Origin of the sequence: Microbacterium sp. ZW T5_45 (assembly GCF_044987415.1) — a bacterium.
Classification (GTDB): Bacteria; Actinomycetota; Actinomycetes; order Actinomycetales; family Microbacteriaceae; genus Microbacterium.
Genome location: NZ_JBJDRJ010000045.1, coordinates 13,406 through 28,941, shown reverse-complemented (window position 1 = coordinate 28,941; position 15,536 = coordinate 13,406). Strand labels below are relative to the sequence as shown.

Genomic DNA, 15,536 nt, shown 5'->3' with positions numbered 1-15,536 from the left:
GCACCGCCCCGCGCCACCTCCGGCACCGCCCCCGCACGTGTCTCTTCCCTCCTTATCCAATTTCCTATAGGATCAAGAACCGGATGCGACAGCATCCTGCTCGTGGACCTCACCGCTGAGCCTGTTCCCGCACGGAGGAGAACGCAATGACGCGCCTGTACAACGATCCCGACGACTTCGCCGCCGACTCGGCCGTGGGTTTCGCCGCGGCATCCGCCCGCTGGGTGCGCCCCGTGAACGGGGGCGTCGTCCGCTCCACCCGTGGCGCCGATCCGACCGTCGCGGTCGTGATCGGCGGCGGCAGCGGGCACTACCCGGCCTTCGCCGGTCTCGTCGGGCCCGGCCTCGCGCACGGCGCGGTCATGGGCAACCTCTTCGCCTCGCCCTCGGCGCACCAGGTGCACTCCGTCGCGACCACCGCCCACGAGGGCAGGGGCGTGCTGCTCAGCTACGGCAACTACGCCGGCGACGTCCTGCACTTCGGTCAGGCGCAGCAGCGCATGCGCGAGGCCGGCATCGACTGCCGCACGGTCACCGTCACCGACGACATCTCGAGCGCCCCTGCCTCGGAGATCGAGAAGCGCCGCGGCGTCGCGGGCGACCTCGTGGTCTTCAAGATCGCCGGTGCCGCCGCGGAGAACGGACTCGACCTCGATGACGTCGAGCGCCTCGCCCGCACGGCCAACGACCGCACCCGTTCGCTCGGGGTCGCCTTCAGCGGCTGCACGCTCCCCGGCGCGGACGAGCCGCTGTTCACCGTGCCGGAGGGGCGCATGGCCGTGGGGCTCGGCATCCACGGCGAGCCGGGCATCGATGAGGTCGACATCCCCACCGCCGCCGGTTTGGCCGAGCTCTTCGTCTCGTCGCTCCTCGCCGAGGTGCCTGAGGGCGTCGAGCTCGAGGGTGCCCGCGTCGTGCCGATCCTGAACGGACTCGGCAGTGTGAAGTACGAGGAGCTCTACGTCGTGTACGCGACGATCGATCGCCTGCTCACCGAGGCGGGCATCACCGTCGTCTCGCCCGAGGTCGGCGAGTTCTGCACGAGCTTCGACATGGCCGGCGCATCGCTGACGCTGCTGTGGCTCGACGACGAACTCGAGCGGCTCTGGCACGCCTCGTGCGACACCCCCGCCTATCGCCGCGGCGCGGTCGAGGGTCGCATCGCGGTCGACGTCGTGGAGGACGCCGAGGAAGAGGTCGTGATCGGCCCCTCGAGCCCCGAGTCGCGCGAGGCCGCCGCCACCATCGACCGCGCGATCGACGCCGTCGCGGCCATGCTCGAGGCCGAGGCCGAGGAGCTCGGACGCATCGACCGCATCGCCGGCGACGGCGACCACGGCATCGGAATGCAGCGCGGCAGTCGCGCGGCTGCCGCCGCCGCGCGCGAGGCCGTGCAGAAGAACGCCGGAGCCCGCACAGCCCTGCACCACGCGGGGGATGCCTGGGCCGACAAGGGCGGCGGCACCTCCGGGGCGATCTGGGGCGAGATGCTCGTCGCGCTCGGCACCGCGCTCGGCGATGAAGCCGCCGTCGACCGGCAGGCCGTGGGCGCGGGAGTCGCCCGCATGAAGGACGCCGTGATGTCCTTCGGCAAGGCCACAGTCGGAGACAAGACCATGATCGATGCGATCGTGCCCTTCGCCGACCGGCTCTCCGAGCGATTGAGTGCGGGAGGCGACCTCGTCTCCGCCTGGACGGATGCCGCGGACACCGCGACCGCCGCCGCCGAGGCCACCGCGAACCTCACCGCCAAGCTCGGCCGCGCCCGCTCGCACGGCGACAAGAGCCTCGGCACCCCCGACCCCGGCGCGGTGTCGTTCGCCCTCATCACCCACACCGTCCTCGACGTCCTGAAGGGACAGAACTGACATGGCATCCACCGACACGGCATCCACGGGCACGGGACTCCGGCTCGTCATCGGCTCCGACGACGCCGGCTTCGATTACAAGGAGCGCATCAAGGCCGACCTCCTTCAGAACCCCCTGGTCGCCGAGGTGATCGACGTGGGCGTGGACGCCGACGGCCACACGAACTACCCGACGATCGCCACGACCGCAGCCGAGAAGGTCGCGGCCGGAGACGCGGACCGCGCCATCCTGCTGTGCGGCACCGGGCTCGGTGTCGCGATCGCGGCGAACAAGGTGGCGGGCATCCGCGCGGTCACGGCGCACGACTCGTTCAGCGTCGAGCGCTCGATCCTCTCCAACGACGCTCAGGTCCTGTGCATGGGTCAGCGCGTGATCGGCATCGAGCTGGCCCGCCGTCTGGCCGCCGAGTGGCTCACCTATACCTTCGACCCGCAGAGCGCGTCGGCCGACAAGGTCCGCGAGATCTGCGCGTACGAAGGGGTCTGACCGGAGTGCGATCCCGAGCGGATGCCGTGCCGCAGGTGCGCGGCATCCGCTCGGTTTCGTGACATCCTCGAAGATGTGGGCGCTCCGACGGGCGCCCCGCGCCCAGGCGGAAGAGGGACGGATGGCGACAGCACGTGACGGCAGCCTGCGCGGGCTCGACGCGACCATCGAACGTCGAGGGCTGCGCGACCACGTGTACGAGCGCATCCTCCAGCTGCTGCTCAGCGGCGAGGTCGCCGCAGGGGAGCGGCTGTCGATCGACACGATCGCCCGGCAGCTGGACGTCTCGCCGACGCCGGTGCGTGAGGCGATGGTGCAGCTCGAGCGCACCGGGCTCGTCACCCGTGAGGCGCTGAAGGGCTACCGTGTCGCCCCGCCGCTCGGCCTCGAGCAGTTGCGAGAACTGTTCGAGGCGCGCATCATGCTCGAGTCGCGGGCTGCGCGGCTGGCCACACCGGCGTCCACGCAGATGCTCGACGAGCTGCGTGCGGCGGAGGAGGAGCATCGCCGGATCGGCGAACGCGTGATCACCGCGCTGCGCTCCGGCGTCACCGATGTGGAACTCACGACCGCCTACTTCGCCGCGGATGCCGCATTCCACCGCGTCGTGTTCGAACACTGCGGCAACCGCTACCTCACCGAGATGTCGGAGTCGCTCGGAGCGCAGCTGCACCGCATGCGCCAGTCGGTGCTGCACGGCGTGACCGATGTGCGCGAGGCGATCGCCGAGCACGAGGCCATCGCCGATGCGTTCGCCGGCGACGATCCTGATGCGCCCGAGCGTCTGATGCAGCGGCACATCGAGCAGGTGCGTGCCCGCTCGCTGGATCTCGAGCAGATCTGACGCGGGAGCGGATGCTGCAGCATCCGCTGTGCTCTCCTCCTTTCCCATTCCGGCGACGACGGAAGGTGGCGAGATCTGCCGCTTGACGTTCCTCCTATTTCCTATAGGATCTAGGAAGAGCCGCAAGGGTTCACAGATCGTCAACGGAGTCGTCATGACCGCAACGTCGCACCCGCTCACCAGCGAGACCCTCACCAGGGAGAACTGGCCCATCGCCGTCTGCATGCACGGATTCGCCCATGGCGGTCCGCTGCACGACGCGCCCGCCGAGAAGTGGGACGGGGTCTTCCGTCAGATCGAGCGCCTCGGCTTCACCGCCGTGGAGATCGCCGACAACCACATCCAGCCGTCCGAGCTCAGCCCCGAGCGCCGCGTCGAGCTCAAGCAGATCGCCGAGAGCCACGGCGTCGAGCTGCTGTCCGTGCACGTGCAGCGCCAGAGCGTGATCGAGCCGGGCAAGGGCGAGCAGAACCTCGCCTACGCGCACCGTGCGATCGACGCCGCGGCCGAACTCGGCATGCGGGTGTTCTCGACCGGCCTGCACCAGCCGTTCTCCGAGGCGCAGCGCAAGGCGCTGTGGTTCTGGACCGCGCAGGGACCCGTCGACCCGGACGACGCCGACACCCGCGCGCTCGCGGTGAAGCGCCTGCGCGAGCTGGGCGAGCATGCGGCATCCGTCGGTCTTCCGATGGCGCTCGAGATGTACGAGGACACGTACCTCGGCACCGCCGACAGCGCCGTGCGCCTGATCGAGGAGATCGGTCTCGACAACGTCGGCCTCAACCCCGACATCGCCAACCTCATCCGCCTGCACCGCCCCATCGAGGACTGGCGCGAGATGCACGCCAAGACCCTGCCGTACGCGAACTACTGGCACGTGAAGAACTACACGCGCGATGAGGCCGCCGATGGCAGCTGGGCGACCTCGGTCCCCACGAGCATGGAACTCGGACTCATCAACTATCGCGAGGTCGTCGACCAGGCGATCGAGCTCGGCTTCCGCGGTCCGTTCCTCATGGAGCAGTACGGCGGCGACAGCCTCGGCGTCTGCGCCACCAACCGCGACTACCTGCGCACGCTGCTCCCCGAGCAGATCAACGCCTGAACGACGAACAGCACGACGAAGGAGAACGTGATGACTGACAACGACCGTCCCGTGTACGCGGTGATCGGCAGCGGCTACATGGGCGGCGGCATCGCCCAGTCGCTCGCCCTGTCCGGCGCCGACGTGCGCATCGCCGACGTCGACCTCGCGATCGCGCAGAGCAACCGCGAGCGCCTGATCACCGAAGCCGAGCAGTTCGCCGCCGACGGGCTCTTCCCCGCCGACGCTCCGGCGATCATCGCCGAGCGGCTCACCGCGGCCACGATCGAGGATGCCGTCGCCGGCGCCTCGTTCATCGAGGAGGCCGTGCCCGAGAAGATCGAGATCAAGCACGCGACCCTGCGCCGGATCTCCGAGGCCGCGGCGCCCGACGCGATCATCGGCAGCAACACCTCGACGATCCTCATCGGCAAGCTCGCCGAGGCGGTCGTGAACCCCGAGCGCTTCCTCGGCGTGCACTTCTCGAACCCGGCTCCGTTCATCCCCGGTGTCGAGCTCATCCCGCACGGAGCGACCGACGAGAGCGTGCTTCCCGTCGTCGAGGCGATCGTCGCCGCGACCGGCAAGGAGACCGCGCGCGTCAAGGACGCGACCGGCTTCGTGCTCAACCGTCTGCAGTACGCGCTGTTCCACGAGGCGACCCAGCTCGTCGAAGAGGGAGTCGCGACGCCCGAGGACATCGACACGATCGTCCGCACGACGTTCGGGTTCCGCCTGCCGTTCTTCGGCCCGTTCGCGATCGCCGACATGGCGGGTCTCGATGTCTACGCGTTCTGCTACGCCTCGCTGCAGACCGAGTTCCCCGAGCGCTTCGCGACGCCCAAGGCGCTGCAGGACCTCGTCGACGCGGGCAAGCTCGGCACCAAGTCGGGCGCCGGGTTCCTCGATGTGCCCGCCGACCGCACCCCCGAGCTCATCGCGTACCGCAACAGGGCCTACGTCGCGATGAAGAAGCTCGTCGACGAGCTCGGCCCGGCCCCGATCCACCCCGCCCAGAGCTGAAGGACCCCTGTCATGGCATCCGCTTTCCCCGCAGAACGCACCGTCATCCTCACCGGTGCCGCCAGCCCTCGCGGCATCGGTCGCGCCACCGCCTTCTACCTGGCTGAGCGTGGCTGGAACGTCGGCATCATCGATGTCGACGGTGAGGCCGCAGCGGCCACGGCCGCCGAGGTCTCGGCCCAGCACGGCGTCAAGGCCGCCGGAGCCGGTGCGAACGTCGCCGACCGCGAACAGGCCGTCGCCGCCGTGGACGCTCTCGAGGCCGAGCTGCCGCAGATCGTCGCGCTCGTGAACTTCGCCGGCGTCTCCTCGCCCGTGCCCTACCTCGAGGTCACGCCCGAGGAGTGGCACCGTGTCAACTCCATCAACCTCGAGGGCGTGCACTGGGTCACCCAGCGCGTCTCGCGCACCCTGGCCGAGAACGGCGTCGGTCGTCTGGTCGGCATCTCCTCGGTGTCGGCGCAGCGCGGTGGCGGCACTTTCTCGAAGACCCCGTACTCGGCCTCGAAGGCGGGCGTGATCGGCCTCATGCGCTCGATCGCCCGCGAGCTCGGCCCGCTCGGCATCACCGCGAACGTGATCTCGCCCGGACCGATCGACACCGACATCATGGGCGGCACCCTCACCGAGGAGCGCAAGACCGCGATGGCCGCCGACGGCGTCCTGCCGCGCATCGGCACGCCGACCGACATCGCCGCCGCGGTCGCCTACCTCATCAGCGAAGACGCCGGATTCGTGACGGGCCAGACCCTGAACGTCGACGGCGGCCTCTACATGCACTGAGCATCCCTGCTCGCATCGACAGAGAGAACCTCATGACCCGTTCCTGGTCCAAGGGGCGCATCGCGTTCCTGGCGCTCGGGGTGATCTGCGTGGCCGTCGGCCTCTTCCTGATCATCCCGGCGCTGGGCAGCTGAGCCGCCCACCGCCACTCCACCCTTCAGCATCCGCAGCACACTCAAAGGAGAGTCACACTCGTGTCCACCCCCGCACACGGCCCGGAGACCCGGGCCAACGTCACGGCCGCGCAGGGCCTGCTGTCCAGCCCGCACCTGGCCAGCGGCATCAAGAAGGCGACCTTCCGCCTGATGCCGATGCTCATCATCCTGTACTTCGTCGCGTTCCTCGACCGCACGAACGTCGGCTTCGCCGAATCCGCGATGGAGATCGACCGCGGTATCTCGGCCGGTGCCTACGCCCTCGGCGCTGGCATCTTCTTCATCGGCTACGCGATCTTCGAGATCCCCTCGAACCTGCTGCTCGACAAGTTCGGCGCCCGGTTCTGGCTCGCACGCATCGCCATCACGTGGGGAATCGTCGCCGCGGCCTTCGCCTTCGTCAACGGCGAGACGATGTTCATCATCCTGCGCTTCCTGCTGGGTGTCACCGAGGCCGGTCTGTTCCCCGGCGTGATCATGTTCCTCGCGCAGTGGTTCCCCAACAAGCGCCGGGTGCAGATGTTCGCGCTCTTCTACCTCGCGCAGCCGTTCTCGCAGATGCTCGGCGCCCCCCTCTCGGGCGGTCTGATCAGTTTCGGAGACCAGGTCACACCGTGGGCCGGATGGCAGGTGATGTTCTTCGTCGAGGGCATGATGGCCGTCGTCGCCGGCATCGCCGCGTTCTTCTTCCTCGTCGACTCTCCGCAGAAGGCGAAGTTCCTGAACGACGACGAGAAGGCCGCGCTCAAGGACGTCATGGAGCACGAGGACTCGGTCAAGGAGGCCGACGGCCCGCGCGGTATCGGTGCGGCGCTCATCAGCTGGAAGGTCTGGTACTTCACCGCGATCTACTTCTGCCTGCAGATCGCCGTGTACGGAACGACGTTCTACCTGCCGCAGCAGGTCTCGAGCCTCATCGGCCAGTCGGTGGGCTGGCAGGTCGGTCTCGTCTCGGCCATCCCGTGGGCGGTCGGTCTGTTCGCCTGCTATTACGTCGGCAAGCACGCCACCACGGTGCGCCGTCGTCGGGTGTGGGGTGCGCTGTTCTTCCTCATCACCGGCCTCGCGATCCTCGTCTCGGCGTGGGCGGGCGCGAACGGGCAGGGACTGCTCGGCATCGTCGCGATCACGATCGCCGTCGCGGCGTTCCTCTCGACCGGTCCGATCACGTGGTCGTTCCCGACCTCGTTCCTCACCGGAGCCGCCGCGGCCGCCGGCATCGGCCTCATCAACTCCCTCGGCAACCTGGGCGGCTTCGTCGCCCCGATCATGCGCACGGGCGTGAACGAGTCGATCCCGACCGAGAGCGGAGCCTGGGGTGTGGTGTCGCTCGGCCTGTTCGCCTTCGTCGCCGCCGTGCTGATGTGGGCCACGCGGTTCTTCCACGCGAAGGCCGACGCCCTGCTCTCGGAACCCACACCGGGACACTGACCACGAATGGGGTGCGCATCGTCCGATGCGCACCCCGTTCTGCACACGCACCTTCGAAGGGGCAATCATGACGCGATCGAGCATCGCCTTCATCGGGCTGGGAGCCATCGGGCTCCCCATGGCCCTGAGCATCGTCAGGGCCGGATTCGACGTCACCGGCATCGAACCCGCCGAGGCCGGACGTGAGCGTGCGGCCGACGCCGGCATCCGCGCTGTGCCGACTCTGGCCGAGGTCGCGCCTGCCGACGTGGTCGTCGTGATGGTCGCGACCGCCGACCAGCTCGACTCCGTCGTCGATGCGGCGATCGAGGCGGATGCCGCCGCCGGCGCGACGTGGATCATCATGTCGACGGTCGGACCGGATGCTGTGCGCGCCCAGGGCCGACGGCTCGCAGATGCCGGGGCATCCGTCGTCGACGCCCCCGTCTCGGGCGGCATCGCCCGCGCGTCTCGCGGAGACCTCGCGCTGTTCGTGTCGGGCTCCGAGGGCGATCTCGCGCGCGTCGACGACGTGCTGCAGGCCATGGGCGCCCCGCGCGTCGTCGGCACGGAGGTCGGCGACGGCCAGTCCGTGAAGGTCGTCAACCAGCACCTGTGCGCCGTGCACATCGCGGCGGCGGCCGAGGCCCTTGCACTCGCCGAGTCGCTGGGCCTCGATCCGGAGTTCGTCCTCGATGTGGTCGGCCAGGGTGCCGCCGCCTCGTTCATGCTGGGCGACCGTGGGCCGCGGATGCTGCAGAGCCCCGATGCCCCGGTGCTGAGTCAGATCGGCATCTTCGTGAAGGACACCGGTCTGGTCGCGGATGCCGGTGCTGCGGCATCCGCCGAACTGCCGATCCTCACGGCCGCGCGCGAGCGATTCCTGCAGGCGGACGCCTCGGGGCTGCGCACCCATGACGACTCGAGCGTCATCGAGACCTACCGGAACAGGAGTGCATCGTGAAGACCGTGGTGCTCGACGACGACCCCACCGGCACGCAGTCGGCCTCGGGTGTGACCGTCCTGCTGGAGTACGACGCCGCCGCGATCCGCGACGTGCTGCGCGGAGCCGACAGCGTCTACGTCCAGACCAACTCGCGGGCGATCGACGAGGAGGCCGCGGTCGCCCTGGTGTCGTCGGTCCGGGATGCCGCTCGATCAGCTGCCCGAGAGCTGGGGGAGGATGTCCAGTTCGTGCTGCGCGGCGACTCCACGTTGCGGGGACACGTCTTCGCCGAGACCGAGCAGTTCCTCGATGAGGACTCGGTCATCGTGTTCAGCCCGGCGTTCCCCGCGGGCGGCCGGACGACCGTCGACGGCGTGCATCTGGTGCGCATCGATGGCGTGGACCGCCCTGCACACCTCACCGAGTACGCGCAGGATCCGGTCTTCCCGTTCTCCTCCGGGATCCTCACCGAGTACGTCGCCGAGAAGTCGTCGCGCGCCGCCGTGCCCGTAGGGCTCGCCGACGTGCGGGCGGGGGCTGTGGCGTCCGCCATCGCGACGGCCCCCGCAGGAGCCGTGGTCCTGCCGGATGCCGAGACGGATGCCGACATCCGCCTGATCGCCGAGGCGATCGTGGCCGCGCGGCGCGCGGGCCGATCGGTCGTGGTGCGCAGCGCGGCTCCGCTCGCCGCGGCGCTCGCGGATGTGCAGAGCGACGGCCTGCTGTCGACGCCGCTTCTCGCCTCTGCCGTGCCGACCCTGCTGGCCTGCGGTTCGCACACCGCGGGTGCGACCGCGCAGCTCGTCGCGGTAGAGGCAGTGCACGGCCCGGCGGTCGTGATCCCCACCGACGATGCCTTCACCGACCCGGTGGCGGCGGGACTCGCGGCAGCGTCTGCTGCGCGGTCACGGTTGAGCGACGGCGGCCTCGCGGTCGTGACGACCGAACGCCATCGCCATGCAGAGCACAACACCCTGCGCCACGGCGAGCTCGTCATGCAGGCGCTCACCGTCGCGGTGCGCGCACTCGTGCCCGAGGTCGACGCGGTCATCGCGAAGGGCGGCATCACCTCTGCCGAGCTCGCCCGCACGGGCGTGGGTGCGAGCCGCGCGGTGGTGCGCGGCCAGGTGATCCCAGGGGTCTCGGTCTGGGACCTCGAGTCCACCGAGGGCGACCCGAAGCTCTACGTCGTGGTCCCGGGCAATGTCGGCGACGCCGCAGCCCTGACCGACGTGCTGGCCGCGTTGCGGCGCTGAGGCTCGTCGCTCGTCGTCCCGCCCGTCCTCGTCACCGCCGCCGAGTGCACGTGAAGTCGCCGAGTGCACGGGACGTTCACGTCAACGTGTCGTGCACTCGGCGAGATCGTGCAATCGGCGGCTCGGTCGGGCGCGCCGCTGCCGCCTCAGGCGCGGGTGAGCGCGGCCAGCGCGTCGACGAACGCGTCGACGTCGTCCTCGTGCGTGTCGAAGCCGCACATCCAGCGCACCTCGTTGCGCGCGGCATCCCAGTCGTAGAAGCGGAAGCTCTCGCGCAGGCGGTCGGCGACGCCGTCGGGCAGCTGGGCGAACACGCCGTTGGCCTGCGTCTGCTGAGTGAAGCTCACTCCGTGGATCTCGCCGGCGGCGATGCGCTGCTCGATCGCCCCGCGCAGGCGCTGCGCCATCGCATTCGCGTGGCGGGCGTTGCGCAGCCAGAGGTCGCCCTCGAGCAGCGCGATGAGCTGAGCCGAGACGAAGCGCATCTTCGACGACAGCTGCATGTTGAACTTGCGCGAGTACGACAGGCCCGTGGAGGCCTCGGGGTTCAGCACGACGATCGCCTCGCCGAGCATTGCGCCGTTCTTGGTGCCGCCGTAGCTGAGCACGTCGACTCCGGCATCCGTCGTGAAGGCGCGCAGCGGCAGGTCGAGAGCGGCGGCGGCGTTCGAGAGGCGGGCGCCGTCCACGTGCAGGCGCATCCCGCGCTCGTGCGCGTGATCTGCGAGGGCGCGGATCTCGTCGGCGGTGTACAGGGTGCCGAGCTCGGTGGACTGCGTGATCGAGACCACGAGCGGCTGGGCGCGATGCTCGTCGCCCCAGCCCCAGGCCTCGAGGTCGACGAGCTCCGGGGTGAGCTTGCCGTCGTCGGTCGGAACGGTGAGGATCTTGAACCCGCCGATTCGTTCGGGAGCACCGCCCTCGTCGACGTTGATGTGGGCGGTGGATGCTGCGATCACGGCTCCCCAGCGCGGCAGCATCGACTGCAGCCCTGTGACGTTCGCACCCGTGCCGTTGAAGACGGGGAAGGCCTGCGCCTGCTCGCCGAAGTGCGAGCGGAACACCTCCTGCAGACGCTCGGTGTATGCGTCCTCGCCGTAGGCGACCTGGTGGCCGCCGTTGGCGGTCGCGATGGCGGAGAGGACATCGGGATGGATGCCGGAGTAGTTGTCGCTGGCGAATCCCCGGATCGCGGGGTCATGCTGAATGCTCACCTCCCGATTCTATTTCGCAGGTCATCACCCGGCTGATCTTCCCGATGTCCGAGGCCCGGTCTACCCTCGGACACATGGAACGCACCGCTGCGAAGACCGCCTTCGCGAACGTGCTCGTCAACACGCTGATCGCCAACGTGACGACGAGCTTCCTCTGGTTCGCGCTCACCTTCTGGGTCTACATCGAGACGCAGTCGGTGCTCGCCACCGGCGTCATCGGTGGCGCCTACATGCTCTTCATCGCGTTCTTCGCGATGGTGTTCGGCACGGTCGTCGATCGACACCGCAAACATACGGTCATGCTGCTGTCGAGCGTCGTGTCCGCGGCGGCCTTCCTCGTGGCCGGCATCGTCTACGTCTGGCAGGGCGAGTCCTCGCTGCTCGACCTCGGCGGTCCCTGGTTCTGGATCTTCTCGGTCGTCATCCTCTTCGGTGGCGTGATCGAGCAGCTGCGCAACATCGCGCTCTCCACGACGGTCACGTTGCTGGTCGAGGAGGACAAGCGCGCGAATGCGAATGGCCTGGTGGGCACGGTGCAGGGGCTCGCCTTCCTCGTGACCAGCGTGTTCTCGGGGCTGTCGATCGGATTCCTCGGCATGGGGTGGACGCTCGTGATCGCGATCGCGTTCATGGCGGTGTCGTTCGTGCACCTCCTGTTCATCCGCATCCCCGAGGAGAAGCCGGAACCGGATGCGGGGGCGTCGAGCGCGCTCGACTTCCGCGGCAGCGTGCGGGCGATCCGGCTGGCCCCTGGCCTGTTCGCGCTGATCGTCTTCTCGACCTTCAACAACCTCATCGGCGGCGTGTACATGGCGTTGATGGACCCCTATGGCCTGACGCTCTTCGACGCGCAGATGTGGGGTTTCGCCCTCGCTTTTGCGTCGACGGGCTTCCTCATCGGCGGTGCGCTGGTGGCGAAGTTCGGTCTGGGGGTGAAACCCATGCGCACGCTGCTGCTCGTCGTGATCGCGATGGGACTGCTCGGGTCGGTGTTCATGCTGAGAGAGTGGTGGCCGCTGTACGTGATCGGCATGTGGGTCTACATGGCGCTGGTGCCGCCGGCCGAGGCGGCGGAGCAGACGATCATCCAGAAGGTGGTGCCCTTCGAGCGTCAGGGACGCGTGTTCGGTGTCGCAGCGGCGATGGAGGCGGCAGCCGCGCCGATCACCGCGTTCCTCATCGCGCCGATCGCGGAGTTCCTCATCATCCCCTATATGCGGACGCCCGCCGGAGCGGCCCAGTGGGGCTGGCTCCTCGGCGAAGGCGAGGCTCGGGGCATCGCCCTGATCTGCCTGTTCGCGGGTCTGATCATGGTGGTCGTCGGGGGCCTCGCATTCCTCACGCGCTCGTACCGCACGCTCACCGACCTGTACGCGAATGCGCCGGAGCAGAAGATCGGCGACGAGGGTGGACAAGAATCCGGGAGCGAGGACGGCACCAGTGCAGCCACGGCTTCCGGCCCAGAATCGCCGGACACGGTCGCGACTCCGGCGAGAGCCGACGTGCTCGTCGATCCGATCTCCGCACGCGGAGGTCGAGCGTTGATCGACGACCCGGAGCCGCATGGTGGCGATCGTGAGCCCGGGTGATCTTGTCGAGGATCCGCGGGTGCGCGTCGTGCCCGCGGACGAGGCGAGCTGGGACGATGTGCAGTTGATCCTGACGGGATCCGCAGGCCGCTGCCAGTGCGAGCGGCAGCGCCTCGGCGACGGCGACTGGTGGCACATGCCGGTCGAGGCCCGCCGCGATCTCCTCCGCAGCGAGCTGCGGGGAGAAGATCGACAAGGAGAAGATCCCCGATCGTCGCGGAGCATCGGACTGGTCGCATATCTCGACGGTGAGCCGGTCGGTTGGTGTGCTGTCGATCGGCGCAACGTCTACGGCCGGCTCCGAGGATCATCGGTTCCCTGGGCGGGGCGAGATGAGCGGAAGGACGACGACCGGGTGTGGGCGGTCGCCTGCCTGATCGTCAGACCAGGCTTCCGCGGACGCGGATTGACGTATCCGCTGGTCGCCGCGGCGGTCGACCATGCGCGGTCGGGTGGAGCGGCCGCCATCGAGGGGTATCCGATGCTGACCGGCGGAACGAAGATCGCGTGGGGGGAGATGAACGTGGGGGCGGTCGGCCCGTTCGCGGCGGCCGGATTCGTGGAGGTGAGCCACCCCACGACTCGTCGAGTGGTGATGCGCCGCGAGTTCTGACGAGCGCCGAACATCGAGCAGATGCCCACCGAGGGCGCCGTCAGTCGAGCGCGACGACTTGATCGTTGAGGTCGGGGCCCTCGGCATCCCAGAGCGCGCGGATCGCATCGGCGAGCGCACCCGGGTCCACCGCCTTCGCGCGGAACACGACGGATGCTGCACGCAGCGGTGCTTCCGCCTCTCGCGCGGACTTCGCGAATCCCTGCGCGACCGCCCGCGCCCAGGCTTCGCTCGCGGCTTTGACGGCGGCGTAGTTCGCTCCGCCGGCGAGCGGGCGGGCGACCGCCGTCGATGACACGATCGCGAAGCGTCCGGCATCCGAAGCGAGCAGCGCGGCCTCGAACGCGCGGCTCGTGGCTCGCACGGCGTGGAGTGCCGGCAGGAGCGCCTCGAAGTCGGCATCCGTCTGCCCGGCGAGCCCGCCGCCGCCTCGCCAGCCGCCCACCAGTGGGATCACGCCGTCAACCGGCCCCAGCCGCGCGGCCAGCTCGTTCATCGCCCCCAGGGACGTGGCGTCCGCGACCTCCACCTGAGCGCCGTTCGCGCGCAGCGGCTCGAGGCGCTCCGCGGAGCGACCGGTCGCGACGACGTGCGCGCCTGCCTCCAAGAGTCGCTGCGCGACGGTGAGACCTGCCGCGCTGGTCGCGCCGGCGAGCACGATGGTCCGGTTAGACACGGTCATGAGGTCCTCAACTCTTGCGGCCAATAGCGACTTCTGCGGCCAGAACTCACCATTCTGGCCTCAGAAGGTGGAACTGGCCGCAGAAATTGCGAGCGATCGCGGCTCAGTCGTCCGTGCCGCGGATGCCGACGGTCGATTCGATGACGGGCTTGAGCTTCTTGTCGAGGGTCTCGAAGAACATCGACAGCGGGAACTCGTCGTCCATCACCGCATCCGTGTAGCCCTTGGGTGCGCCCGCGAGGATCTCGTCGGACAGGCCGCGTGCCCACTGCGAGGCCGGGTGCGGGGTGAGCGTGCCACGGACCAGCTCGTACGCCGCGAGCCAGTGCGCGACCTTCGGGCGGTCGATCGAGTGCCAGTACAGGTCGTCGATCGCATCTCCCAGGGCGACGACCGCGTCGGGCACGTTCTCCCAGTCGAAGGCGAGAGCGGTGTCGGTCCAGTGCAGCACGCCGCGCTGGTGCAGCCAGGCGAACAGCAGCTGCCCGCCGACCGCGTCGTAGTTGCGGATGCGCGTGCCGGTGATCGCGAAACGGAAGATCCGGTCGAAGATCACGGCGTACTGCACGAGGCCGGCGTGCTCGTGCATCTCGCGCTCGGCATCCGTCAGCTCCTCACCCGCCTCGATCCGGGCCGCGAGGGCGCGCTCGATGCGCACCGACTCGCGGAACGCGGTCATGTCGCACCGCATCTCCTCGAGCGAGTACAGGAAGAACGGCATCCGCTGCTTGATCATGAACGGGTCGAACGGCAGGTCGCCCCGCATGTGCGTGCGGTCGTGGATGATGTCCCACATCACGAACGCGCGCTCGGTGAGTGCCTGGTCGTCGAGCATCGCGGCGGCACGCTCGGGGAGCTCGAGGTTCGTGATCTCCGCGGCCGCGCGGGTGACGCGGCGATAGCGGGCGGCCTCGCGGTCCTGGAAGATCGCGCCCCACGTGAACGAAGGGATCTCGCGCATGGCGACGGTCTCGGGGAACAGCACCGCGGAGTTCGTGTCGTAGCCCGGGGTGAAGTCGACCAGGCGCAGGGAGACGAAGAGCTTGTTGCCGTAGTCTCCGGCCTCGAGGGCCGCGATGAAGTCCGGCCAGATGGCCTGCACGATGAGCGCCTCGACGAGACGATCGCTCGAGCCGTTCTGGGTGTACATCGGGAAGACCACGAGATGGCGGATGCCGTCGACGCGGTGCTGCTGAGGCTGGAACGCCACGAGCGAGTCGAGGAAGTCCGGCACGCCGAAGTCCGAGGCGACCCAGCGTTCGAAGTCGACGACGGATGCCGCGAGATACTCGGCGTCGTGCGGGAAGGCCGGGGCGAGGGCGCGGATGGCCGAGGTGATCGCGGCGACGAGGTCACGGGCGTGCGCGTGGTGCGCAGCATCCGGGATCGATCCGTCCTTGATCTGCAGCGCGCGGATGGCGATTGCGGCATCCTTGAGCTGGGCCCAGGCGGCGCTGTGCTCGGCGACGGATGCGTCCTCGACGACCTCGGGCTCGCCGATGATGGCGTGTGCGTTACTGGAGATGATGGACATCGGACCCTCCGATCGTGAGGCTTTAGGAAATTTTCCGGTGCAACCCGG

At 69.1% G+C, this 15,536-nt stretch carries 14 protein-coding genes; 11 read left to right on the top strand and 3 right to left on the bottom strand.

The annotated features are described in order from the left end of the window. Nucleotides 1-146: 146 nt before the first annotated feature. From ACI3KS_RS17360 to ACI3KS_RS17320, 9 genes are all read left to right on the top strand, one after another. Nucleotides 147-1,868 (top strand): dihydroxyacetone kinase family protein, encoded by a 1,722-nt coding sequence (locus tag ACI3KS_RS17360; RefSeq protein WP_404919787.1) that lies wholly within the window; start codon nt 147-149, stop codon nt 1,866-1,868. A 1-nt stretch (nt 1,869) separates the two neighbouring features. Continuing rightward, on the top strand, nt 1,870-2,355 hold the full coding sequence (locus tag ACI3KS_RS17355) for a ribose-5-phosphate isomerase (protein ID WP_404919786.1): 486 nt from the start codon (nt 1,870-1,872) through the stop codon (nt 2,353-2,355). 121 nt (nt 2,356-2,476) lie between these two features. Beyond that, a complete protein-coding gene (locus tag ACI3KS_RS17350) occupies nt 2,477-3,199 on the top strand; it encodes a GntR family transcriptional regulator (protein ID WP_404919785.1) in 723 nt (240 codons plus the stop codon). Between the two features lie 154 nt (nt 3,200-3,353). After that, nucleotides 3,354-4,304 carry a sugar phosphate isomerase/epimerase family protein gene (locus tag ACI3KS_RS17345; protein WP_404919784.1) on the top strand — a complete coding sequence of 317 codons (951 nt, stop codon included), beginning with the start codon at nt 3,354-3,356 and terminating at the stop codon, nt 4,302-4,304. Nucleotides 4,305-4,334: 30 nt separating this feature from the next. After that, a complete protein-coding gene (locus ACI3KS_RS17340) occupies nt 4,335-5,306 on the top strand; it encodes a 3-hydroxyacyl-CoA dehydrogenase family protein (protein ID WP_404919783.1) in 972 nt (323 codons plus the stop codon). 12 nt (nt 5,307-5,318) lie between these two features. Then, nucleotides 5,319-6,089, top strand: coding sequence for an SDR family NAD(P)-dependent oxidoreductase (locus tag ACI3KS_RS17335; RefSeq protein WP_404919782.1), 771 nt, complete (start codon nt 5,319-5,321; stop codon nt 6,087-6,089). A gap of 194 nt (nt 6,090-6,283) precedes the next feature. Next, nucleotides 6,284-7,675, top strand: coding sequence for an MFS transporter (locus ACI3KS_RS17330; protein WP_404919781.1), 1,392 nt, complete (start codon nt 6,284-6,286; stop codon nt 7,673-7,675). 67 nt (nt 7,676-7,742) lie between these two features. Continuing rightward, nucleotides 7,743-8,618 carry an NAD(P)-dependent oxidoreductase gene (locus tag ACI3KS_RS17325; RefSeq protein ID WP_404919780.1) on the top strand — a complete coding sequence of 292 codons (876 nt, stop codon included), beginning with the start codon at nt 7,743-7,745 and terminating at the stop codon, nt 8,616-8,618. Beyond that, nucleotides 8,615-9,856: a four-carbon acid sugar kinase family protein gene (locus ACI3KS_RS17320; protein ID WP_404919779.1), complete on the top strand. Its 1,242-nt coding sequence runs from the start codon at nt 8,615-8,617 to the stop codon at nt 9,854-9,856. Before ACI3KS_RS17325 ends, ACI3KS_RS17320 begins: the two co-directional genes overlap by 4 nt. A 146-nt stretch (nt 9,857-10,002) precedes the next feature. On the opposite strand, the gene ACI3KS_RS17315 is transcribed toward ACI3KS_RS17320, so the two are convergent. After that, nucleotides 10,003-11,070, bottom strand: a complete 1,068-nt coding sequence (locus ACI3KS_RS17315; RefSeq protein WP_404919778.1) for a threonine aldolase family protein — start codon at nt 11,068-11,070, stop codon at nt 10,003-10,005. A gap of 74 nt (nt 11,071-11,144) precedes the next feature. On the opposite strand from ACI3KS_RS17315, the gene ACI3KS_RS17310 reads away from it, so the two are divergent. Both ACI3KS_RS17310 and ACI3KS_RS17305 read left to right on the top strand, forming a co-directional pair. Further along, on the top strand, nt 11,145-12,659 hold the full coding sequence (locus ACI3KS_RS17310; RefSeq protein WP_404919777.1) for an MFS transporter: 1,515 nt from the start codon (nt 11,145-11,147) through the stop codon (nt 12,657-12,659). Between the two features lie 19 nt (nt 12,660-12,678). Beyond that, nucleotides 12,679-13,272 (top strand): GNAT family N-acetyltransferase, encoded by a 594-nt coding sequence (locus tag ACI3KS_RS17305; protein ID WP_404919776.1) that lies wholly within the window; start codon nt 12,679-12,681, stop codon nt 13,270-13,272. Between the two features lie 40 nt (nt 13,273-13,312). Here ACI3KS_RS17305 and ACI3KS_RS17300 read toward each other — a convergent pair whose 3' ends face one another. Then, complete coding sequence (locus ACI3KS_RS17300; protein WP_404919775.1) at nt 13,313-13,954, bottom strand: SDR family NAD(P)-dependent oxidoreductase; 642 nt, start codon at nt 13,952-13,954, stop codon at nt 13,313-13,315. A gap of 103 nt (nt 13,955-14,057) precedes the next feature. Further along, entirely contained in the window at nt 14,058-15,488 is a 1,431-nt protein-coding gene (locus tag ACI3KS_RS17295) for a DUF6421 family protein (RefSeq protein ID WP_404919774.1), read from the bottom strand. Nucleotides 15,489-15,536 lie beyond the last annotated feature (48 nt).

Excerpts from the sequence above, each read along its gene's own strand:
- ACI3KS_RS17360 (WP_404919787.1), top strand. The coding sequence starts at position 147 with ATGACGCGCCTGTACAACGATCCCGACGACTTCGCCGCCGACTCGGCC.
- ACI3KS_RS17355 (WP_404919786.1), top strand. The coding sequence starts at position 1,870 with ATGGCATCCACCGACACGGCATCCACGGGCACGGGACTCCGGCTCGTC.
- ACI3KS_RS17350 (WP_404919785.1), top strand. The coding sequence starts at position 2,477 with ATGGCGACAGCACGTGACGGCAGCCTGCGCGGGCTCGACGCGACCATC.
- ACI3KS_RS17345 (WP_404919784.1), top strand. The coding sequence starts at position 3,354 with ATGACCGCAACGTCGCACCCGCTCACCAGCGAGACCCTCACCAGGGAG.
- ACI3KS_RS17340 (WP_404919783.1), top strand. The coding sequence starts at position 4,335 with ATGACTGACAACGACCGTCCCGTGTACGCGGTGATCGGCAGCGGCTAC.
- ACI3KS_RS17335 (WP_404919782.1), top strand. The coding sequence starts at position 5,319 with ATGGCATCCGCTTTCCCCGCAGAACGCACCGTCATCCTCACCGGTGCC.
- ACI3KS_RS17325 (WP_404919780.1), top strand. The coding sequence starts at position 7,743 with ATGACGCGATCGAGCATCGCCTTCATCGGGCTGGGAGCCATCGGGCTC.
- ACI3KS_RS17310 (WP_404919777.1), top strand. The coding sequence starts at position 11,145 with ATGGAACGCACCGCTGCGAAGACCGCCTTCGCGAACGTGCTCGTCAAC.
- ACI3KS_RS17300 (WP_404919775.1), bottom strand. The coding sequence starts at position 13,954 with ATGACCGTGTCTAACCGGACCATCGTGCTCGCCGGCGCGACCAGCGCG.
- ACI3KS_RS17295 (WP_404919774.1), bottom strand. The coding sequence starts at position 15,488 with ATGTCCATCATCTCCAGTAACGCACACGCCATCATCGGCGAGCCCGAG.